Origin of the sequence: uncultured Flavobacterium sp. (assembly GCF_963974175.1) — a bacterium.
Taxonomy (GTDB): Bacteria; Bacteroidota; Bacteroidia; order Flavobacteriales; family Flavobacteriaceae; genus Flavobacterium.
Genome location: NZ_CAXBBR010000005.1, coordinates 94,685 through 115,166 on the forward strand (window position 1 = coordinate 94,685; position 20,482 = coordinate 115,166).

General features: G+C 33.5%; 23 protein-coding genes. 5 read left to right on the forward strand and 18 right to left on the reverse strand.

Features of this window, described 5'->3' with window-relative positions:
• Positions 1-83: 83 nt before the first annotated feature.
• The 11 genes from AAC069_RS10085 to AAC069_RS10135 all read right to left on the reverse strand — a co-directional run bounded on the left by AAC069_RS10085 (position 84) and on the right by AAC069_RS10135 (position 7,688).
• Positions 84-980 (reverse strand): ABC transporter ATP-binding protein, encoded by an 897-nt coding sequence (locus tag AAC069_RS10085; RefSeq protein WP_339920342.1) that lies wholly within the window; start codon positions 978-980, stop codon positions 84-86.
• Entirely contained in the window at positions 980-1,267 is a 288-nt protein-coding gene (locus AAC069_RS10090) for a hypothetical protein (RefSeq protein ID WP_339920343.1), read from the reverse strand. The genes AAC069_RS10085 and AAC069_RS10090 overlap by 1 nt, the downstream gene beginning before the upstream one ends.
• A 19-nt stretch (positions 1,268-1,286) precedes the next feature.
• Positions 1,287-2,165 (reverse strand): HlyD family efflux transporter periplasmic adaptor subunit, encoded by an 879-nt coding sequence (locus AAC069_RS10095; protein WP_339920344.1) that lies wholly within the window; start codon positions 2,163-2,165, stop codon positions 1,287-1,289.
• Positions 2,166-2,207: 42 nt separating this feature from the next.
• The gene (locus AAC069_RS10100) at positions 2,208-3,464 is read right to left on the reverse strand and encodes a TolC family protein (RefSeq protein WP_339920345.1); all 1,257 of its coding nucleotides are present in this window, start codon (positions 3,462-3,464) and stop codon (positions 2,208-2,210) included.
• Positions 3,461-4,054 (reverse strand): TetR/AcrR family transcriptional regulator, encoded by a 594-nt coding sequence (locus tag AAC069_RS10105; RefSeq protein ID WP_339920346.1) that lies wholly within the window; start codon positions 4,052-4,054, stop codon positions 3,461-3,463. Before AAC069_RS10105 ends, AAC069_RS10100 begins: the two co-directional genes overlap by 4 nt.
• Positions 4,055-4,116: 62 nt before the next feature.
• The gene (locus AAC069_RS10110; protein ID WP_339920347.1) at positions 4,117-4,311 is read right to left on the reverse strand and encodes a DUF6132 family protein; all 195 of its coding nucleotides are present in this window, start codon (positions 4,309-4,311) and stop codon (positions 4,117-4,119) included.
• Positions 4,308-4,613 carry a thioredoxin gene (gene trxA / locus AAC069_RS10115; RefSeq protein ID WP_074722772.1) on the reverse strand — a complete coding sequence of 102 codons (306 nt, stop codon included), beginning with the start codon at positions 4,611-4,613 and terminating at the stop codon, positions 4,308-4,310. Before trxA ends, AAC069_RS10110 begins: the two co-directional genes overlap by 4 nt.
• 195 nt (positions 4,614-4,808) lie before the next feature.
• The gene (locus tag AAC069_RS10120) at positions 4,809-5,645 is read right to left on the reverse strand and encodes a methyltransferase domain-containing protein (protein WP_339920348.1); all 837 of its coding nucleotides are present in this window, start codon (positions 5,643-5,645) and stop codon (positions 4,809-4,811) included.
• On the reverse strand, positions 5,638-5,937 hold the full coding sequence (locus AAC069_RS10125; RefSeq protein WP_339920349.1) for a DUF202 domain-containing protein: 300 nt from the start codon (positions 5,935-5,937) through the stop codon (positions 5,638-5,640). The genes AAC069_RS10120 and AAC069_RS10125 overlap by 8 nt, the downstream gene beginning before the upstream one ends.
• A 9-nt stretch (positions 5,938-5,946) precedes the next feature.
• A complete protein-coding gene (locus AAC069_RS10130) occupies positions 5,947-6,162 on the reverse strand; it encodes a DUF2892 domain-containing protein (RefSeq protein WP_339920350.1) in 216 nt (71 codons plus the stop codon).
• 107 nt (positions 6,163-6,269) lie between these two features.
• Positions 6,270-7,688 carry an MBL fold metallo-hydrolase gene (locus AAC069_RS10135; RefSeq protein WP_339920351.1) on the reverse strand — a complete coding sequence of 473 codons (1,419 nt, stop codon included), beginning with the start codon at positions 7,686-7,688 and terminating at the stop codon, positions 6,270-6,272.
• 242 nt (positions 7,689-7,930) lie between these two features.
• Between AAC069_RS10135 and AAC069_RS10140 the strand changes: the two genes are divergently transcribed.
• Both AAC069_RS10140 and cydB read left to right on the forward strand, forming a co-directional pair.
• Complete coding sequence (locus AAC069_RS10140; RefSeq protein WP_339920352.1) at positions 7,931-9,262, forward strand: cytochrome ubiquinol oxidase subunit I; 1,332 nt, start codon at positions 7,931-7,933, stop codon at positions 9,260-9,262.
• Positions 9,263-9,267: 5 nt separating this feature from the next.
• Complete coding sequence (gene cydB, locus AAC069_RS10145; RefSeq protein WP_339920353.1) at positions 9,268-10,344, forward strand: cytochrome d ubiquinol oxidase subunit II; 1,077 nt, start codon at positions 9,268-9,270, stop codon at positions 10,342-10,344.
• A 76-nt stretch (positions 10,345-10,420) separates the two neighbouring features.
• On the opposite strand, the gene AAC069_RS10150 is transcribed toward cydB, so the two are convergent.
• The 3 genes from AAC069_RS10150 to AAC069_RS10160 all read right to left on the reverse strand — a co-directional run bounded on the left by AAC069_RS10150 (position 10,421) and on the right by AAC069_RS10160 (position 13,262).
• Complete coding sequence (locus tag AAC069_RS10150) at positions 10,421-11,695, reverse strand: FAD/NAD(P)-binding oxidoreductase (RefSeq protein ID WP_339920354.1); 1,275 nt, start codon at positions 11,693-11,695, stop codon at positions 10,421-10,423.
• A gap of 76 nt (positions 11,696-11,771) precedes the next feature.
• Positions 11,772-12,560, reverse strand: coding sequence for a sulfite exporter TauE/SafE family protein (locus AAC069_RS10155; RefSeq protein WP_339920355.1), 789 nt, complete (start codon positions 12,558-12,560; stop codon positions 11,772-11,774).
• A gap of 75 nt (positions 12,561-12,635) precedes the next feature.
• Complete coding sequence (locus tag AAC069_RS10160; protein ID WP_339920356.1) at positions 12,636-13,262, reverse strand: Crp/Fnr family transcriptional regulator; 627 nt, start codon at positions 13,260-13,262, stop codon at positions 12,636-12,638.
• Positions 13,263-13,559: 297 nt separating this feature from the next.
• On the opposite strand from AAC069_RS10160, the gene AAC069_RS10165 reads away from it, so the two are divergent.
• The 3 genes from AAC069_RS10165 (at position 13,560) to AAC069_RS10175 (ending at position 16,426) form a co-directional block, all read left to right on the forward strand.
• Positions 13,560-13,871, forward strand: a complete 312-nt coding sequence (locus AAC069_RS10165; RefSeq protein ID WP_339920357.1) for a rhodanese-like domain-containing protein — start codon at positions 13,560-13,562, stop codon at positions 13,869-13,871.
• Between the two features lie 64 nt (positions 13,872-13,935).
• Entirely contained in the window at positions 13,936-15,516 is a 1,581-nt protein-coding gene (locus tag AAC069_RS10170; protein WP_339920358.1) for an NADP-dependent glyceraldehyde-3-phosphate dehydrogenase, read from the forward strand.
• Between the two features lie 193 nt (positions 15,517-15,709).
• A complete protein-coding gene (locus tag AAC069_RS10175) occupies positions 15,710-16,426 on the forward strand; it encodes a hypothetical protein (RefSeq protein ID WP_339920359.1) in 717 nt (238 codons plus the stop codon).
• Between the two features lie 95 nt (positions 16,427-16,521).
• Here AAC069_RS10175 and AAC069_RS10180 read toward each other — a convergent pair whose 3' ends face one another.
• The 4 genes from AAC069_RS10180 to AAC069_RS10195 all read right to left on the reverse strand — a co-directional run bounded on the left by AAC069_RS10180 (position 16,522) and on the right by AAC069_RS10195 (position 20,479).
• A complete protein-coding gene (locus AAC069_RS10180) occupies positions 16,522-16,926 on the reverse strand; it encodes a response regulator (protein ID WP_339920360.1) in 405 nt (134 codons plus the stop codon).
• A gap of 9 nt (positions 16,927-16,935) precedes the next feature.
• Positions 16,936-18,714, reverse strand: coding sequence for a HAMP domain-containing sensor histidine kinase (locus tag AAC069_RS10185; RefSeq protein ID WP_339920361.1), 1,779 nt, complete (start codon positions 18,712-18,714; stop codon positions 16,936-16,938).
• A 140-nt stretch (positions 18,715-18,854) separates the two neighbouring features.
• Positions 18,855-19,031 (reverse strand): hypothetical protein, encoded by a 177-nt coding sequence (locus AAC069_RS10190; RefSeq protein WP_339920362.1) that lies wholly within the window; start codon positions 19,029-19,031, stop codon positions 18,855-18,857.
• 107 nt (positions 19,032-19,138) lie between these two features.
• Complete coding sequence (locus AAC069_RS10195) at positions 19,139-20,479, reverse strand: HAMP domain-containing sensor histidine kinase (protein ID WP_339920363.1); 1,341 nt, start codon at positions 20,477-20,479, stop codon at positions 19,139-19,141.
• Positions 20,480-20,482 lie beyond the last annotated feature (3 nt).

A 20,482-nucleotide genomic window follows, 5' to 3' on the forward strand; every position in this document is an offset into this window, starting at 1 on the left:
GATTTTATTTTTTTGCTACAGATTCATAGATTATTTTTAGAAACGCTGAATTCATAATTCATAATTCACAATTCATAATTGAATTAAAGGTCCATAAAAACGTCTTCGATGGTTGTTATTGCTTTTTTTATGATTATTTCTGAATGGTTTTTAGATTCTAAATAAGTCTTTAGATTTATAGGTTTAAAATCTACATTTTTATCGATGTAATGAATAAATTCACCAAAAGCATAGACACTGTAATGACTTGGATAGTTTTTTAAATCGTGAATTAAACCGTGCGTATTTTTAGATTGAATATCGTAAATCACTTTTTCGTAATTGTCAGTAATTGCTTGTGGCGTATCGATTTTTAATACTTTTCCTTTTTGGATTAAAGCAATTCTATCACAAAGTGACGCTTCATCCATATAAGGTGTAGAAACTAATATTGTGATTCCTTTTTGTTGCAAACGTTTTAGCATTTGCCAAAATTCCTTTCTAGAAACAGGATCAACTCCGGTTGTTGGTTCGTCTAAAAACAACACTTTTGGTGCGTGAATCAATGCACAACACAAAGCTAATTTCTGTTTCATTCCCCCAGATAGAGCTCCGGCTCTACGCTTTTTGAAAGGTTCAATTTGAATATAGATATCTTTGATTAGTTCGTAATTTTCTTCAATAGTTGTTCCGAAAATGGTAGCAAAAAACGAAAGATTTTCTTCGACAGTTAGATCTTGATACAACGAAAATTTTCCGGGCATATATCCCACTGAATTTCTAATAGCTTTATAATCTTTAATTACATCATAATCTACGACACTTGCTTTTCCTTCATCAGCGATTAAAAGGGTAGTCAATATTCGGAATAGAGTTGTTTTTCCAGCACCATCAGGGCCAATCAATCCAAATATTTCTCCTTCTTTTACTTCAAAAGAAACGGCATCAATAGCTTTGATTTTGGCGTAGGATTTTGAAATATTTTGAACTTGGATACTCATTATTTAATCAATAAAAAATTACTTTCTTCTACTGCGTCAATTCGATGTTTTACATCAGGTTCTATATTCACAAAGTCACCCGATTTTAAATTAAAAACAGATTCTTTTTCGTCTTTATAAATAGCATTTCCAGAAACACAAACTAAAAGTGCTGGAACTTTACTAAGATGTTCTTTCAATTGTTCTCCTGCTGCAATTTGTAATGAAATTACTTTGCCTTCCGGTGCTGAGAAAAGAAGTTTAGTTTGTACTGCTTTAGTTTCTGTATGAAGATTTTTTAAGTTCATTTTGATTGTTCTAAAAGGTTTATTTATTGATCCACATTTCTGCGGGCATTCCAATTTTTAGGCTGCCGTCATTTTTGACTTTCACTTTTACGGCATAGACCAGATTCACCCGTTCTTCTTTGGTTTGGATCACTTTTGGAGTAAATTCTGCAGAAGAAGCAATCCAAGAAATCGCTCCGGGGTAGGATTTCATTTCGGTATCCGTATCAATTTTGACAGTAACTTTTTGTCCCGCTTTTATTTTGGGCAGTTGGGTTTCGCTAACATATACGCGCAACGTCATTTCGGATAGATCGGCAATTTTATAAAGCGGTTTCCCAAAAGCAGTGATTTCATTTGGCTCAGCGTATTTGGCTAAAACCGTTCCTTTTATCGGGTTGGTGATTTTACTTTTCTCAATTTGGTCGTTAATTTTTTCTATTTGAACATCGATCGATTTGGCTTCATTTAGGATTGGCGCATCTTGTGTTCCTACGCTCTTTATTTGTTCTTTTAATACGTTCACTTTGCCTTCCACTTCATCAACTTGGCGTTTTGTAGCTGCATTTTCAGCATACATATTCTGAACTCTCTTTTGCTCAATCGACGTTGTTTTGAGTTGCTCTTGCAAAACATTAGCTTGAGACTGTACATTTTTTGATTTCGAAAAAATGGTGGTTTTCGAAGCGAGTAATTGTTGTTTATTCAAGTACAATTGGGTGGTGTCTATTAGTCCTATTGAAGTATTGGGCTCAAGAACAGCACCTTCCTCCAGATTTAAGAATTCAATTTTCCCATTGGCTTCCGCCGAAATCGTAACTTCAGTAGCTTCAAAGTTACCGTAACCATCTGCCTTGTCGTTATTTTTGTTGCAAGCCGCTAGACTTACTATAATTAGAGCGATAATCATTTTTTTCATAATAGTTTATTTATTGTTCGCTTTAGAAGCCGAAATGGTTTTTTAATTTCCTTTTATAACTTGGTAATTAGCTTTCGCCAAAAGCAATTGAATTTCATGTAATTTCTGATTCGTTTTGGCTTCGTATAGATTTGTCAATTCGACCAAATAGTCAGAGGAAGTGATTACACCATTTTTTAGTTGTGCATCAGATGATTTTACGACGTATTCTCTTAAGGAAATAATATCTGTATCAGTGACGATTACTTCCTGCAACTTATTTACTTCATTTTCTATTTCCTGCAATTGAAGGTCATTATTAAGCAAAAAGGTTTCTTTTTCGGTAGTCACAATTGCTTCAGATATGACTAGCGCATCTTTCTCTTTTTTCGATTTATTCCAGTCAAACACATTCCAATTTGCTTTTACACCGAGCATGTAAAAAGTTTGAAAGGAATTATCTAGCATATTTAGTCCCGGATTTCCGTAACCCGCCTGACCAAATGCATTTACTCGTGGTAAATTATTTTTTGAAATTGTGTTTTTTGAGATTTCAATTTGTTCGTTTTGTAAATCAAACAATTGCAGTTCGGGGCGGTTGTTTACCGTACTTATTTTCCAATCAATTACAGGCTTTACTAACGTTACCTCGTTATTTATGGTCGACGCCGTTAGGGACGAAAGACTTTCCAATGCTTTTTTCTTATCAAATTTAATTTCTGTGAGCTGTTGTCTTATTTTTAGTTTTTCTGCCTCTAGCACTTTCTCAGATGCGGGAAGGATAGCGCCATATTTTATTCCGGATTTTACTTCTTTAATCTTGGCGTCTAATTGTTCTTGTTTTGATATCAAAATAGTATGACGCTCTTGTAGAAGAAAGGAGGAGAAGTACAGCTGATTTATTCTAGATTTGAGTTGGTAGAGGTTGACTGCCGTTTGTTGCTGTAGTGTTTTTGTTTGTGCTTCTTTGATTTTTGCATTAGCATTAATCAGACTGCCGTTATAGATTAATTGGTTGACATCTAGGGTAGCGCGGTATTGATCTTTGTTAGGTGGGTTTACTGTGACATTTGGTACACTAATTGGCAGAGCTGTTACATCTGACTGATAAGTTGCTTGTGCATTTAAGTCAATCTTAGGTAGTTTCGCTTTATTAAGCGCTTCAATTTCTAAGGCTGATTTTTGTTGAAGTAGATTAGCTTGTCTGGCAATAGGATAGTTTTTATTGGATAAAGCATAGCACTCTTCCAGAGACAGTGTTTGCTGGCCTATAGATAATAGTGGTAACAGCAGTAGAAATAGGAGGTTTATTCGTCTCATTTTTTTATCGAATTTATAATTTGTGTAGCAATACTGGTTTTTCGTTCTTCCATCATTTCGTTAAATTCCGATTCAGAAATTTGTACTAATCCTTTGATTAACATTTGCGCTGCAAAGGGAAAAACAGTCAAAGAAAAGATATCCATCAAAAGTTGTTTAGGCTTCAAAGGTTTTATTATTCCAGCTTCAATTTCCTTTTCAATTTGGGCAATTAGCACGCTAGGATTAGGTCTGCTTTCATGGTTGAGAAATCTCATTACAAACTCAGGATTGTTGTTCATTTCCTGAATTACAAATGGTGGCAAATATGGATTGTCAATGACGAATGAAATATAATTATGGGTGAACTTTGTTATTTTTTCAAAAACTGATTCATTAGAATTAAAGATGGCATTGATTTGAGGAGCCAATTGGCCAAAGGCATTCATGAATACTGCCTCAAAAAGAAGTTGTTTATTTTTAAAACAATAATGCAACATGGCTTTGTTAATTCCCGCTTCATCTGCAATTTCCTGCATACGCGCTCCCGCGAACCCCTTTTTTTGGAACACAGTTCTTGCCGCATTAAATATTTTTTCTTCCGTATTCATTAGTATTAACTTTATGGTTTAACCGTTTGGTTAGTAAAGGTAGAAAAAAAAAGCAACGAGAGTTACTTTTTTTCTTTTTTTACAAACATATTAAATAGTAAACCACCCATTAGACTTCCATATAAAGTGGAGTTGAGCGGTTTAGACGTGATAGCACAGGTTCCTGAGGTACAGCCTACATAATGGTAATATGCATATCCTGCAATGGCACCAATTAGTATACCTGTTCCAGTAAGAATCACGGCTTTTTTTGTCATTTGTTGCTCTTTTCCAATATGATTTTGATAATAGCATTTTTATCCAAGACACCTGATTCTCTCCACAATTGTTTCCCTTCTTGAAAAAGAATCATTGTGGGAACACCGCGCACCTGATACTGAGATGCTATTTGTTGGTTTTTATCCACATCAATTTTTATAATTGAAATTCGGTCTCCTAAATTGTCTTTCACTTCTTTTAAAATGGGTCCGAGTACTTTGCAAGGTCCGCACCAAGTAGCGTGGAAATCGATTAGTACTGGTTTCTCTGATTTTATGAGATTATCAAAACTATTATTCATTTTTATTTTTCTTTAAAGGTGATACTGAGCATCCATTAAGGCTGCATCCGGTATTAAAAATCGATTGGAATAGAAAAAAAGCAGCCATGAAACCGAATAATATCTGTTGATATTGTATGGCTTGCTGTATTAAAAACAGTCCAATTGCAAGCCGAATCCAGCGCATGCTATGCCAGTTTGTAAATAGCAATTGTTTCATTGTGTTATTTTCTTTATTTTGTAATGGTCATCATAAGAAACTATTTTTTGTAGTTCTTCTAATGGAATTTCTATAGTGCTAACAATTAGAACTTCCGTAAAATTGCCGTTCATGCTTACATTAAGTACGTCCTTACCCGCTGCAAACTTTTTAGTAACCGTATCCATACAGCCACTGCAAGTTATTCCTTCAAATTCATAAAGATTTACTTCAGCAGTACTGTTTTTTTTAAATTCGAAAAACAATTCTGAATTACTTCTCGGAGCAATAGAATTATCACTTTTCTCTAATTTGATAAAGTCAAATGCATTTTTAAAAAGTAAGTCATATTCTTCTTGGCTTCCGCCAAAAGGTGGGCTTACCTCAAATGTTCGATTAAATAACAATCCAGCAAGTATTCCGTCTTTTGCTAAAAGCTCGTGCATTTTCCAAACATATTTTTGACGCATTACGGGCGGTAAAGCACAAAAAAATGTTTGTTCAATAATTAAGTCATATTCGCCCTTATGGTTGAAAAAATCACCCAATAGGACTTGTATGCGGGTATCGCTTATAAATTTTTGCTCAATAATTTTTACTAATGTAGGAGCAATATCTATTACCGTAACATTTGTAAATCCTTGTTCCAGAAGGTAGGCAGCCTCGTAAGTGTTCCCACAACCTGGAATTAAAATAGCGATGTCTTTATTCTTTAAAGTATCGATATAGGCTTTAATTGGTGGAGAGACCAAACCCAAATCCCAACCAGTAGTATTTGCTTTATACTGTGCGTCCCAATAGTCTTGATCTAATGGTTTATCACAGGATACAGTACAACAAGATATGTCATTCATAATAATCTAATTTATAATCTCCAATGTGTTTTCTATTTTCAGTAATCATCTTTCTGTGCTTAAAAAAATTCAGCAGACCTAAGATTAAAATAACAAATGCAATCGTATAAAATGCAACTTCGATTATTAGACTGTTTTCAATCGCCAATAGATTTCTGGTACTTAAACCTGCAACAAAAAAATACATCGCGGTACGAATAAAGGCTAATACAGTGGTTTGGTTTGCTAAAGTGGTTCGCTGTAATGCGAGGCGTTCTCTTAAGATTAAGTCTTTATTGACTGTTTCCTTCATAAGTTTAAATTACGTTTTACTTTTATTGTAGCGACTGCTACTATGACCAAATATGGAATACATTGGGCAAAAGCTGATGAGACTTGTAATGAATAAAATAGCGGCAATACTACCAAAAACAATTGCTACAGTACCACTTATGATATCAGCAAAATACATTACTACGATAATAGCTGCTATAGTTCCTCTAATAATTTTGTCCGTCATACCTAAATTCTTTTTCATAATATTTCTTTTAAAAAATTAAAACTCTTGAATTAAAATAGTTATTATGAATTTACGGTATAAATTACTGAAAAACAAGTACTTTAACAGGTAGTTGTGCCATATTTTTATTTTGATAAAATTTTACTTTGACATACAAAATCAGTTTTAGGCAATTCCGTTTTAGCAATAGCATTAAATCCGCCTTCAATTTCTTTGAAATTTCTGAAACCACGAGCCTGCAATATCGAAGCGGCAATCATGCTACGGTATCCACCTGCACAATGCAAGAAAAACGGTTCTTTAGGATCGATATCTTTGATCCAGTCATTTATACTAGATAGCGGCTTGCTAAATGCATCTTCAACATGTTCTGCGCTATATTCACTGTCTTTACGAATGTCAATAACTTTGCTTTGGCCTACTTTAACTTCTTTGGCAAACTCTTCTGCGTTTATTCTGTTGACAGTATCGATTTCTTTGGCTGCTTTTTTCCAAGCTTCAAAACCACCGTTTATATGACCTACTAAGTTGTCAAATCCTACACGACTTAAACGTGTTACCGATTCTTCTTCTTGACCTATTTCTGTAACGAGAATAATGGGTTGTTTTACATCACCAATTAAAGCACCTACCCATGGAGCAAAGTCGCCTTCAATTCCTATGTTTATTGATTGTGGAATAAATCCTTTGGCGAAAGCACCATTTTTACGAGTGTCTAAGATTAGAGCTCCAGTCTCTTCGACTACCGCTTCAAAATCTTTTACCTCAATAGCTCTCATACCGTTGTTTAAAACAGACTCAAAGCTTTCATATCCTTGCTTGTTCATGGCTACATTCATTCCAAAATAAGCTGGAGGAGGCAATAAGCCATCCGTTACTTCTTTGATAAATTCAGCCTCAGTCATATTAGCTCTTAAAGCATAATTAGTTTCTTTTTGATTACCAATGGTTCCTACAGTTTCCTTGCTCATGTTTTTACCACATGCACTACCGGCACCGTGAGCGGGATACACAATTACATCATCAGGCAAAGTCATGATTTTGTCTCTTAGCGAATGAAATAATATTCCTGCTAATTGTTCCTGTGTCATAGAAGCTGCTTTTTGAGCCAAATCGGGTCTTCCTACGTCACCAATAAACAACGTGTCACCAGAGAAAATAGCATGCTCTTTACCATTTTTGTCAATCAATAAATAGGTGGTACTTTCCATGGTATGCCCAGGAGTGTGTAGCGCTTTTATTTTGATGTCTCCAAGAATAAATTCCTGTCCGTCAGTGGCGATGATCGCTTCAAATTCAGGGTTTGCATTCGTGCCATATACTATTGGTGCTCCAGTCGCTTTACTTAAATCGAGATGTCCCGAAACAAAATCAGCGTGAAAATGCGTTTCAAAAATATATTTAAGTTTTACATTATCTCGTTCTAATCTGTCCAGGTAAGGTTGTACTTCGCGAAGGGGATCTATAATAGCCGCTTCACCATTTGAAGTGATATAATAAGCGCCTTGCGCTAAACATCCTGTATATATTTGTTCTATTTGCATGATAGTGTTTTTTAAGATTCTTATACAAAGGTAATTCTTGTATTTCTATTTCACAGTGACTAATGTTACATAATATACCTTTACTACATATACCTTTACTACTATTAATTAGCTATATCAAAGTTATTACTTATAATTATCACAAACTATGATAAATATCAGCAGATAAAATGAGTGTTTAAATGATTCAGGTTATTTAAATAGGTTAAATTTGTGGGCATCTCTATAAAAAATACTTCAGTATGGAAGAAATGCTTTTTTACGATAGAATGCAGTTCGCATTCACGATTACTTTCCATTATCTTTTTCCGCAATTAACAATGGGTTTGTCCTTAATCATTGTTTATTTTAAGTGGAAATTTCTAAAAACAGACGATATACATTACAATAAAGCGACTCATTTTTGGATGAGGATTTTTGCTTTGAATTTTGCTATGGGGGTGGTGACGGGAATTCCGATGGAATTTCAGTTTGGAACCAATTGGGCTAAATTTTCAGAACTAACAGGAGGGATTATTGGACAGACTCTAGCGATGGAGGGCATGTTTTCCTTCTTTCTGGAATCTTCCTTTTTAGGAATGTTTCTCTTTGGTGAAAAAATCATAGGACATAAATGGCATTTTGTAACAGGGCTTCTCATTTTCTTAGGGTCGTGGGCGAGTGGTTTTTTAATCATAGCAACACATTCCTGGATGCAGAATCCTGTAGGTTATGAGATTCTCGCCAATGGAAAATTTGTACTTACTAATTTTAGTGCTTTATTTACTAATCCATGGTTGTGGCCTTCTTATTTGCACAATCAAGCGGCTTCGCTGGTAACCAGTTCATTTGTTGTAGCAGGAATTGGAGCGCTTTATATTTTGAGTAAACGCAATGAAGATTACGGCAAAATGTTTCTAAAAACAGGAGTTGTTTTTGGATTAATATCAAGTCTAATTGTTGCAGTGCCTACAGGAGATTTGTTAGCGAAAAACGTGGTAAAGTACCAACCGGTAACTTTTGCTGCTATGGAAGGAATTTTTCATACCGAAGAAAAAGGAGCCGAAATTGTTTTAATAGGACAACCTGACGTAAAAGATAAAAAACTAGATAATAAGATTGCTGTGCCCAATGTTTTAAGTTTTTTGACTTATGGGAATTGGGATACTGCTGTAAAGGGATTGGATCAATTTGATGAAAACACACATCCTACCAATATTTCAGGACTGTATTATGCTTATCATATTATGGTAGGTTTAGGAACCGTTTTTATTGGTTTGATGTCTTTAGCAGCTTTACAATTATTTAGAAAAAAGCTATTTGGAACCAAATGGATTTTATGGGCTTTGTTCTTCATGATGCCATTTCCATATATCGCAAATACTACTGGATGGTATACCTCAGAGCTAGGAAGACAACCTTGGTTAGTGTATAATTTATTACGAACATCAGAAGGAATATCGCCCACAGTTTCTTCAGGGAACACCTTATTTACCTTATTGGGGTTTGTAGGTTTGTATTTGTTGTTAGGTTTGTTGTTTCTACTCTTGGTTGGAAAAATAATTAAAAATGGTCCCGAAACTGTAAAAAAATAAAGATTATGGAATTCTTTTGGTATGTTGTTTTAATGGGGATTTTAGCAGTTTATGTCGTTTTGGATGGCTATGATTTTGGAGCAGGAATTATTCATTTATTTTTTGCCAAGACGGAAAAAGATAAAAAAGCGATAACAAATGCCATTGGTCCTTTTTGGGATGCTAATGAAGTTTGGTTAATTGCCGCAGGAGGGGTTTTATTCTTTGCTTTTCCTACATTATATGCCTCGTCCTTTAGTGGCTTTTACTTGCCTTTGATGATGATTTTATGGTTGCTTATCTTTCGAGCCATTGGATTGGAATTGCGTGGACAAATACATCACCCAATGTGGGAAGTGGTCTGGGATAAAGCGTTTGGTATAGCTAGTTTATTATTGGCATTATTCTTTGGTGTTGCCTTAGGGAATGTGGTTCGCGGTGTAAACCTTGGAATGGTAACTAATGGAGTTTCTACTCAGGAAGCGCACTTTTTCTTTTTGCCTTTGTGGAATCCTACATTTAGCCCTAAAGCGGATCAGTTAGGGATTATCGATTGGTTTACCTTGTTTTTAGGCGTTGTAAGTGTGGTGGCTTTAATGATTCATGGAGCCAATTGGATCATCTATAAAACCAACTCAGATTTGAATCCCAAGTTAAAACAAGTCGTTTTTAAACTCAATTTTGTACTGCTCGCTTTGGTGATTTTTTCGTTGCTAATTTGGCATAATATTGAACCACAGCCTTTTCATAATTATATAGATAATCCGCTACTTTGGTTTTTTCCTTTATTATGCTTTATTGGTATTTTTGGATTGTTTAAAGTGAAATCATATACCCATGATGGTGCTGGGTTTTTATTCTCAAGTTTGTTTTTGGTAGGAGGGTTTACTTCAACCGCAGCTTCTATTTTCCCTAATGTTTTACCTTCTACAAATACGGTTAATCCTTCCTTGACCATTTATAATGTGGCCGCAGATAATTACGGATTATCAGTAGGCGTATATTGGTTTGTAATTGCATTGATCTTGGTAATCGCATATTTTATTATCCAATATAAAGTGTTTAGCGGAAAAATGGATAATGTAGGCTACGGCGAGCATTAACTTATTAGAATACATATAAAAAACTCCCTTGTCAATTAAGTGTGACAAGGGAGTTTTTTGTTGGAATACGTTTATATTATGCTGTTCCTTTTAATATTTTATTCCAATACAACCAAGGTAATATCTTGGTTTTTAGTATCCACATCGTCCAGCGTGGTTTTGCTTGATCGAATGGGAAAGTCATTTTTGGTTTGTTGTCATAATCAAATTCAGCAAGCATTAATTTACCATATTCGGTAGGAATAGGGCAAGCGCTATATCCATCATATTTTTCGGTTGGAGCTTTGCCTTCTAATACGGCTAGAATATTTGCGACTACCACGGGAGCTTGTTTTCGTATTGCCGCTCCAGTTTTACTGCAAGGGGCATTAGTACAATCGCCTAAGGCAAACACATTAGGAAAACGAGAATGCTGCAAAGTAAATTTATCAACTTCTACAAATCCTAAAGGACTATTGGGATCAGCAATTGGGCTTTTTTTAATAAAATCGGGTGCTGATTGTGGTGGAACTGCATGGCAAAGATCAAATTGCATTGAAACTTTCTTCGTTTCAGCGTTATCATTAGTCGTAGCAATGGAATAACAAGCAGCGTCAATCGTAGATAAACTTTGTTTTATCGTTTCATCGGTGGCTTTAGTCTCGTATTCAACTGTTTTTGTTGGTCCGTTGATTGCTGTTACGTTAGCGCTAAAATGAGTTTGTATTTTATATTTTTGTAATACTTTTTTAAGTGTTTCTGCATATTCGGGTACGCCAAATATACTGGCTCCTCCAGATATATAATGAACATCACATTTATCTAATATGCCTTTTTTTCGCCAATAGTCGCAGGCTAAATACATTATTTTATTAGGAGCTCCACCACATTTTATGGGTGTGGAAGGATTTGTAAATACAGCAGTTCCGCCTTTAAAGTTCTCGATAAACTCCCAAGTTTTTGGTGCAAATTCAAAGGAGTAATTACTACTCACATTGTTTTTCCCTAAAGTTTCTTTAAGGCCTTTAATTTTGTCCCAGTCTAATTGGATACCTGGGCTTACAACTAGATATTGATAACTGATTTCTTTTCCGCTTTGGCAGATCACTTTGTTTTCAGTGGGAACAAATTCAGTAACGGAATCAATAATCCAGGTACTATTTTTTGGAATATAATCCTTTTCTTTTCGTCTTGTTTTATTGATGTCATAGATACCGGCACCCACTAATGTCCAAGCTGGTTGGTAATAATGTTTTTCTGAGGGTTCTATGATTCCTATTTTCAGGTCGCTTTTTTTACGAAGTAGTTGGGAAGTAACAGATAGTCCTGCATTACCGCCGCCAACAATTAGTATTTGAAAATGTTCTTGCATGGTTGATAAGTATTAGAGTTACTACAATAGTACAATACTAGTTGCTGTATTTCAGTGACTTATGTTACATAGCGTTTTATTTAAAGAAAAGCTCTTTAAAGATAATATAGATTCCCATTACCAATACAAACCATCCAAAAGCAGGTTTCAATTTAGCTCCATCTATTCTTTTAGACAATTGGGTTCCGATAAATAGTCCAATGATAGCCATGGCCGAAATAATGAGCAACAACTTGTAGTTTAAATCAACGCCTCCTAGTAAGTCACCACCAAAACCAATTAAAGAGTTGATAAATATTATGAATAGTGAAGTTCCTACGGCTTGCTTCATAGGAAGGTTAGCAAAAAATAATAAAGCTGGAATAATTAAAAATCCTCCGCCAGCACCTAAAAAACCTATTATTAACCCAACAAATAATCCAATTGTTGAAAGTATCAGAAAGTTAATTTCTTTTGCTTCTTTGACTTTTTTCGATTTTCGAATCATAGAAACCGAGGTTGCAATCATAAGAAAAGCAAACACAATCATGATTAATAAATTCTTAGTAATGTCAAAATTATCAATAGAAAAGAGAATATCGGGAAGTAGTGGGAGAATAATTTTTCGAACAAAAAGTAAAGATAAGATCGAAGGAACTGCAAAAACCAGTGCCGATTTAATTTTTAAGTTACCTAATTTGTAATGACTAAATGAACCTATCATTGAGGTGAACCCAACTATGAATAAAGAATAACTAGTTGCTTGTTCTGGATGTATTTTAAAAAGATACACTAAAATGGGTACGGCAAGTATTGATCCTCCACCGCCTATTAAACCCAAGGAAAGACCGATAATAATTGAAGCTAAATAACCAATATATTCCATCTCTTAATTTTTCTTACAAAGGTTGTTCCTCTTTATTTCGCAAACAGTAACAATTGTCACATAGGTCGTTTTTTTTTAGGTTAAAAGTTCAATGTGATTGCGATGTAATTTTACTAATTCGCGTTGTTCCATTTTTTTGAGCAGTCGCGAAATCACTTCTCTGGAAGTATTTAATTCTGTCGCAATTTCTTGGTGTGATAATTTTAAATCTTTGCAGCCGCAGGCATCTGAATGGCGTTTCAAATAAAACTCTAAACGCTCGTCCATTGCCCTAAATGCAATACTGTCTACGACCTCTAGTAATTCCTCAAATCGGATTCGGTATGTGAAAATTACAAATTCATACCAAGTGCGGTGTTCCATCATCCATTTTTCCATCAAAGCAAGTGGCACCATAATCAATTCCACATCATCAACAGCCTTAGCCATTATCTGACTGGTTTGACTTTTAGTAGCACAGATCATCGAAACTGCACATGCTTGTCCCGGTTGCAAATAATACATTAGAAACTCGCCACCATTCTCCCCTTCTCTAAAAACCTTCAGTTGACCTTTAGTAATCAACATAGTATAGTTGATATACTGACCAGTTCGCATGATTACATCTCCAGCTTTAAAGGATTGAATTGATGCATTTTTTTGAATATCTTGAATCAACTCATTGGAAAAAGTAGGGAACGTTTTTTTTAGAGAATCTTGCATTTTGAGTTTGAGTTTGAATTAGCTTTTGTGTGCAATAATGTAAAAGTACGTTAATTATTGAATAAGTTAAAGGAACGGATGTAGTAGTTGGTCATCTTATTTCTAACAGTATCTTCTCTGAAGAATTGACAATTTTCCTATCGATTTAGTGGACTATTTTTGATGATTACTAGTGAAATATATAATTGACTGATTATTAAATAGTCGCGAAAACGTTTTCACTGATTTATTATTTAATTCTAAAATCGTAGGTTTATTGTTATCAAAAAACATCGTAAATTTACAAAAAACAGTTTTATGAATTTATCACAAGAAGATTGGGCATCTCAACTTGAAGGAGATGCAAACGCGGTAATCCTAGATGTACGTACAGAGGATGAATACAATGACGGAATAATCTCTAATGCGATAAATATTGATATCCATCAGGGACCGGTTTTTGTTTCTGAAATTGAAGCGTTAGACAAGAGTAAAAACTATTATGTTTATTGTCGTTCAGGAGCCAGAAGCGGCAAAGCCTGCGAAATAATGAATGAATTAGGAATAGAAAACGCTTTTAATTTAACTGGAGGAATCTTAGGCTGGGACGGAGAAATCGTATCGCCCTGAGACTTTATATAGATATAAATCTATTGCTATACCTTATAAAACATAATATCAAAAAGAACCAAAAATGAACGCAATACCGGAAGAATTTCAGATAAAGACATTATTAAATCAAGATACCTATTTAGTAAATGGTGAGTTGAAAAAATGGGATGGTCAAACATCAGCAGTTTTTTCTACAATTTCATCTACCGAAAAATACGAACCAACCATATTAGGTTCTATTCCATTTATGGGAGAAAGAGAAGGACTAGAGGCAGTACATGCGGCAGATGTGGCGTTTAACAACGGTCAGGGATTATGGCCTACTATGAAAGTGGCAGATCGTATCAAATGTATGACTCGTTTTGTTACTCAAATGGAAACTACTCGCGACGAGGTGGTGAAGTATTTGATGTGGGAAATAGGGAAATCACTTCCTGATTCTCAAAAAGAATTTGATAGAACGGTAGAATACATCTACGATACAATTGAGGATTACAAACAATTAGACCGTAATAGTGCGCGTTTTACAAAAAGTCAAGGTGTAAATGCCATGGTACGTCGTGGACCACTTGGAGTTGTGTTGTGTCTTGGACCGTACAACTATCCTTTAAATGAAACTTTTTCGTTACTAATTCCCGCTTTAATTATGGGAAACACAGTAGTGTTCAAACCTGCAAAAAATGGAGTTTTATTAATTTCACCGTTATTAGAAGCTTTTAAAAATAGTTTTCCAGCGGGTGTTATCAATATTGTATATGGTCGCGGTCGTGAAGTAGCTGCTCCTATTATGAAATCAGGAAAAGTAACTGTTTTGGCTTTGATTGGAAACAGTACATCGGCTATAGCATTGCAAGACCAGCATCCTAATAAGAATAGATTGCGTTTAATTTTAGGCTTGGAAGCTAAAAACCCTGCAATCGTATTAGCGGATGCCGATTTAGATCTAGCCATTCAAGAATGTATTTCAGGAAGTTTATCCTTTAATGGACAACGTTGTACCGCTTTGAAAATTTTATATGTACACGAAGACGTAGTGGAAGAATTCAACAAACGTTTCGCTGCTAAAGTAGATGCACTAGTTTTTGGAAACCCTTGGGACAAAGCTGTGTCTTTGACTCCATTACCGGAGAAAGAAAAACCGGCTTATATTCAAGAATTGATTGATGATGCAATCGACAAAGGAGCTAAAGTGATTAATGAAAAAGGAGGAGAGCATTCTCCTAATTTTATCTTCCCAGCGGTTTTATATCCTATTAACAAAGAGATGCGTGTGTATCATGAAGAGCAGTTTGGACCTGTAGTGCCTATTATTAGTTTTAAGAACATACAAGAGCCTTTAAATGATATGGCAGAGTCTAACTACGGGCAACAAGTAAGTTTGTTTGGAAAAGATATTAAAACTATTGCGCCGCTTATCGATACTTTAGTGAATCTGGTATGTCGTGTAAATTTAAATAGTTCTTGCCAGAGAGGTCCGGATATTTATCCATTTACAGGACGTAAAGATTCGGCTGTGGGAACCTTGAGTATCCACGATGCATTACGTTCCTTCTCAATTAGAACTTTCGTAGCTTCAAAAGACAATGACTATAACAATGAAATTTTACAAGCGTTATTGAATAGCGATCAGTCTAATTTCATTACGACTGATTATATTTTATAATAAATAGTACTACTTATAATAGTAACCGCCTAATTCTAAGATTAGGCGGTTTTTTTATGGAGTTTTATGTTCTTTTCACTAGAGAAAGAAACTAATATTTTTTTTCTTTTTCAATTATATTAAAATATAAGTATCTGATAATCAGTATTTATTACTATATTTACTTAGTGTAATTAACTTTAAAAGTAATAGTATGAAAAATAGTAAACGATTGTGGATGTCAGTTTTAGTTATAGTTTTTACTGTTGTATTTTTTTCATGTAAAAACAACAAAGCTGAAAAAGTAGAGGAAGTAAGTACAATGGAAGAGGTTGATACCGCGAGTACTGCATTCATGCCTTTTAAGGTTATTGTAATCAAACACGATGTTGCTGACTACAATAAATGGAGACTAGCATATGACGCTCATGATTCAGTCCGAATGACCTATGGAATTTCGCATTTTGTTATTGGTAGAGGGATGGATAATCCCAATACGATTATGGTAATTGATAAAATGGATGATGTCAATAAAGCAAAAGATTTTAGCATGCTCCCCAGCCTCAAGGACGCAATGAAGAAAGCGGGTGTGCTGAATACTCCTAAATTTGGTTTTTATGAAGTAATTCGAAATGATGATTCAAAAATAAATCTGAAAGATAGACTAATGGTAACCCACCGCGTAAAAGATTTTGACGCTTGGCTCAAAGTATATGACGAAGAAGGAATAATCAAAAGAATGGAGGGAGGCTTAATTGACCGCGGAATGGCAAGAAATATTGATGATCCTAATATAGTGACTATAGTATTTGCAATTTCAGATATTGATAAGGCAAAAGCATTGATCAAATCAGAAGAACAGAAAAAAGTGATGATGGACGCAGGAGTAGAAGGTGTTCCGGAAATGTTCTTTTATAAGTTAGTAGAATAAAGTATATAATATCTATCGAACCGCAAAAGGGTGCTCTTTTGCGGTTTTTTAATGTCTATTATTAAGTTTTTTTAAACAAAATGATAATGGGGGTTTTATTTGCAAAAGGAATCTAGGATGCTAGTGTATTTTTCGCGATTGATAGGTTTGACTATATAATCAGTCACTTCATTTATGTTCTCTGCTTTAATAAAGTCATCCGGATTTTTTGAAGAACTAACTATATAGATCGTTATTTCTTTCTTAATTTCCGATTTGATTTCAATATATTTATTTAAGAATTGCCAACCATTCATAACTGGCATATTAATATCAAGAAATATAATATCAGGAAGAGTATCGAGCTCATTACGGTTAGAATCGATAAAATCGATGGCTTCTTTTCCATCCGAGAATATAATTGTTTGGTGTTCAGAATTAATTGATTCGATCAATCTTTCTGCGATAAATTGGAAAATGAGATCATCGTCTACAATCGCAATTAGTAATTTTTTGTTCATAATATTGTTTTAAAATATAATTTTAAATTTTGTTCCAACATCAACTTTGCTCTCTACGCTTATTGTTCCTCCCATTCCTTCAACTTGCGCTTTTACTAGGAAAAGTCCAACACCTTTTGCATCAGGATGCTTGTGGAAAACTTTATTAAACCCAAAGATGTCCTTTCCATGTTCCTCTAAATCAATTCCTAGTCCATTATCAGAAACCGTAAGTACAACTTCATCGTTGATAATATGGGATTCAAAATGAATTTTGGCAGTTCGTAGAGGGGAACTATATTTTAAGGCATTGCTCAGAAGGTTTTGAATTATACTTTCTAAATACAAGGCTGAATATTCTATACCTAGCGCCTTTGAAAAATCACTTGTGATTAGAGCCCCAGATTTAATAATGTCTCCTTGAAAAGATTCGACTGCAGTTAAAAAACAGTTGTTGAATAATAAGTGGTGTTTTTCCTTTTTTGAATCATTTTTAACGGAAATACCGTTTAATAGATCATTTAGTGTCGTATCAAGATTATTTATTGTTATTTCAAATTTCTCTAATAATAGGTCTTTAATTTTGATGTCTTTTTCCTCCTTATAAAAATCTATAAGAGAATGTAAATTACTAACGGGTGCTCTAAAATTGTGAGAGACTACATATGCAAATTCCTCTAACTGCTTATTTTGTTGCGTTAGATGGTTTGTACGTTCCATAATCCTTTTTTCAAGGCTGTTGTTTGCTAAGACAATTTTACTTTCAGCTTCTTTTCTTTTATCATCAATTTTATTTAAACTCTCTTTTGTAAAGTAGATTATAAATAAGGCGATTAAAATATATGAGGTTTGTAATAGTGCATTTGCGGAAGCTTCATTTATTAAAGCTGATCGTGCTATTAAAATTTTTAAATATCCTACGATTAAAACCGAGAATAATATTTTCGGAAATAAAGAACGGCTAATTTCGTGTCCTATTTTAGAACCAATAAATGTTGCAGCAAAACCCAAATTGGGCTGAAGAGCTGCGGCCATTATGGATAATAACATGAGCATAAAAGCACCGTATATCGAAAAATTACTAAAGAAGTAGAGTTGATCTAAACTTGGGATGTGATCTGATAAGCCTAAGATTGCAAGAATTGAAATTAGTGTAACTAGATGTAAAGTAGCTTGTGCTATTTGATTAAAAATTTTATTTTTTGAACGTATCCCCAAAAAAGAAAACCCTATTAACGTAAAGCTAAGGATACTTGCTACGCAAGGACGGCCATTAGTGTACCTGGTAATTAATACACTATCTAAAATAGGGTTAGTAAATATTGAATTAAGAATGCCCGAGTCAAGGTGTATAATATAGAGTAAATTTAGAAGACCATTTACAATTATTAGTATTGAGCAATATTTAATAAAAAGATTGTTTTTTTTGTTAACTATAAAATGTAACAAAACACAAAATAAGACTAAGTTTATTGAGGAATTTACTTGAATAGGTAAGGACCAAGGATAAGGTAAAATTGAATAAAAACTGAATTTGAATAGATAGCCTAGAAAACTAACTATGGAAATGACCACAATTATGATGCTTAGAATTTCTAGTTTTTTTCTATTTTGCAGATTCATTAGTAAATGGAATTTCATTAAATTCATTTGTTTATCTATTTTATAAGAAAAGAAAACACTTGTTAAAGGTACTTTAAAATTATCCCTTAGAATGTTTTTAAATCTTATAACATCAAACTTTAAGACTTGTTTAACTTTGCTATGATCAGAACGTAGATTATAGTGAGTAAAATAAATTTGTGACATCAAACAAAATTTAAAAATTTGTTTTGGTAATAATATATGGAATGTAAATTTTATAATTGTTTAAAAACGGCATAAAAAAAAAGCTATTCAAATTTATATTTGAATAGCTTTTATAAAAAAAACAAACAGCTTATAACTTTCTATTTTTTATTAAGTTCTACTTTTTTTGCTTCTTCTTTAACTTCTTTTCTATGTGATTTTTTTTGTTTTCCCATTTTCACTTCTTTTACAGAAGTTGCTTTTACAGGAGTTGTTTGAGCATTTACCATAGCTGTAGTTCCTAAAACTAACATTGCTAACATCATTACTTTTTTCATAATTTCTAAGATTTAATAGGTGATATTGATATAAATGTTTTTATTTATAGGTCAAATGTATAATGCTTAAATGAAGAAGAAATGAAGATTTGACTATGGTAAGCCCTTTAACTAATTATTAACTTTTTATGGATGGGGAATATCACTTTGAAACAAGTTCCCTTATTAATTTCTGATTCTACTTGAATTTCAATCTGATTTAATCTTGCTATACTGTCTACAATTGCAAGCCCTATACCGTGGCCTTCTTGTTCAAAATTTATACGCGTAAAACGATTAAAGATTTGAGTGAGTTGCTCTTCGTTTATTCCTATTCCAGTATCTGAAATAATCAAGGTATAATGACTGTCACTAAATTTATCCGTTATAGTAATCGTTCCCGTAGGCTTATTGTATTTAATTGCATTTGTCATTAAGTTAGCAAGCATGATTTGAACAAGTGTTTTATTGCCTTTGAACTTAAAGTTATTACTGATGTTTTTAATGACCATAAGCTCTCTTTCTTGAATTCTATCTTCTAGATTATCAATTAATTCACTAACAATTAAATTAATACTAATGTCGTCATTGGTTTGAAATTGCTTGTTATCTATCCTTGAAATTAAAAGTAAATTATTTATTACTTTTTTCATTGCGTCCAGCGTATTTAACGAATCAGAAATTTTATCAATAGCAGTATCATCTAAAGACTGATTTTGAATTAAGTTTTCAAATCGATTTTTTAAAATAGCAATAGGGGTAAGTAGCTCATGTGAAACATTTCCTATGAATTGTTTTTCCTTTATAAATGCTTGTGTAATCCTACTCATCATATTATTTAAGGCATCATCTAAATCCTTAAATTCAGAAGTTTTACTATGTATTTCGACATGATTAAATTTTTCGGGTTCGTTGATTAAAGCAATCTTCGTTGTCACAATTTCACGAAATGGTTTTAATAGGTAAGAAACGTAAAATAGATCTATGATGAATGTAAAAAAGGTAACTACTAAAAAAATGATTATAATTATATAGTGAAGTAAGGCTATTATATCATCGATAGCTTTAATATTTGTTCCTATCTCAATTTGATAGGTAGTAGTGTTATATCTAAAATGATGTTGTAAAATTCGATATTCAGACTCTTGATTCTCGATTTTTCGTATGTCATTGTAAAATAGATCTTTGCTTGCTTTTTTTTGATTAGGAGAAATTTCTAATTGCATAAATTCTTTATGTAAAATGGTAAAACTATCATACACTTTTGTAGAATCATTAGCCAGTAAAAAATCTTTAATTTCTTTAGAATCGAGATTATGAACAAACTTTTCTTTCTTTTCTAGTAATTCATCATCAGCGTTGTTGTAAATAACTATTTGTACGATAAAGGGTAACACAAACCATAAAATAATTATCAAGAATAATTTAGTAACAATATTGAATAATGAAAGTCTATGTTTTAATTTCATGTT

Excerpts from the sequence above, each read along its gene's own strand:
- AAC069_RS10160 (WP_339920356.1), bottom strand. The coding sequence starts at position 13,262 with ATGCAAGATTCTCTAAAAAAAACGTTCCCTACTTTTTCCAATGAGTTG.
- AAC069_RS10155 (WP_339920355.1), bottom strand. The coding sequence starts at position 12,560 with ATGGAATATATTGGTTATTTAGCTTCAATTATTATCGGTCTTTCCTTG.
- trxA (WP_074722772.1), bottom strand. The coding sequence starts at position 4,613 with ATGAATAATAGTTTTGATAATCTCATAAAATCAGAGAAACCAGTACTA.
- AAC069_RS10185 (WP_339920361.1), bottom strand. The coding sequence starts at position 18,714 with ATGTCACAAATTTATTTTACTCACTATAATCTACGTTCTGATCATAGC.
- AAC069_RS10120 (WP_339920348.1), bottom strand. The coding sequence starts at position 5,645 with ATGAATGACATATCTTGTTGTACTGTATCCTGTGATAAACCATTAGAT.
- AAC069_RS10090 (WP_339920343.1), bottom strand. The coding sequence starts at position 1,267 with ATGAACTTAAAAAATCTTCATACAGAAACTAAAGCAGTACAAACTAAA.
- AAC069_RS10190 (WP_339920362.1), bottom strand. The coding sequence starts at position 19,031 with ATGAAAAAAGTAATGATGTTAGCAATGTTAGTTTTAGGAACTACAGCT.
- AAC069_RS10165 (WP_339920357.1), top strand. The coding sequence starts at position 13,560 with ATGAATTTATCACAAGAAGATTGGGCATCTCAACTTGAAGGAGATGCA.
- AAC069_RS10100 (WP_339920345.1), bottom strand. The coding sequence starts at position 3,464 with ATGAGACGAATAAACCTCCTATTTCTACTGCTGTTACCACTATTATCT.
- AAC069_RS10150 (WP_339920354.1), bottom strand. The coding sequence starts at position 11,695 with ATGCAAGAACATTTTCAAATACTAATTGTTGGCGGCGGTAATGCAGGA.
- AAC069_RS10095 (WP_339920344.1), bottom strand. The coding sequence starts at position 2,165 with ATGAAAAAAATGATTATCGCTCTAATTATAGTAAGTCTAGCGGCTTGC.
- AAC069_RS10130 (WP_339920350.1), bottom strand. The coding sequence starts at position 6,162 with ATGAAAAAGAATTTAGGTATGACGGACAAAATTATTAGAGGAACTATA.
- AAC069_RS10105 (WP_339920346.1), bottom strand. The coding sequence starts at position 4,054 with ATGAATACGGAAGAAAAAATATTTAATGCGGCAAGAACTGTGTTCCAA.
- AAC069_RS10135 (WP_339920351.1), bottom strand. The coding sequence starts at position 7,688 with ATGCAAATAGAACAAATATATACAGGATGTTTAGCGCAAGGCGCTTAT.
- AAC069_RS10110 (WP_339920347.1), bottom strand. The coding sequence starts at position 4,311 with ATGACAAAAAAAGCCGTGATTCTTACTGGAACAGGTATACTAATTGGT.
- cydB (WP_339920353.1), top strand. The coding sequence starts at position 9,268 with ATGGAATTCTTTTGGTATGTTGTTTTAATGGGGATTTTAGCAGTTTAT.
- AAC069_RS10180 (WP_339920360.1), bottom strand. The coding sequence starts at position 16,926 with ATGAACAAAAAATTACTAATTGCGATTGTAGACGATGATCTCATTTTC.
- AAC069_RS10170 (WP_339920358.1), top strand. The coding sequence starts at position 13,936 with ATGAACGCAATACCGGAAGAATTTCAGATAAAGACATTATTAAATCAA.
- AAC069_RS10140 (WP_339920352.1), top strand. The coding sequence starts at position 7,931 with ATGGAAGAAATGCTTTTTTACGATAGAATGCAGTTCGCATTCACGATT.
- AAC069_RS10125 (WP_339920349.1), bottom strand. The coding sequence starts at position 5,937 with ATGAAGGAAACAGTCAATAAAGACTTAATCTTAAGAGAACGCCTCGCA.
- AAC069_RS10195 (WP_339920363.1), bottom strand. The coding sequence starts at position 20,479 with ATGAAATTAAAACATAGACTTTCATTATTCAATATTGTTACTAAATTA.
- AAC069_RS10085 (WP_339920342.1), bottom strand. The coding sequence starts at position 980 with ATGAGTATCCAAGTTCAAAATATTTCAAAATCCTACGCCAAAATCAAA.
- AAC069_RS10175 (WP_339920359.1), top strand. The coding sequence starts at position 15,710 with ATGAAAAATAGTAAACGATTGTGGATGTCAGTTTTAGTTATAGTTTTT.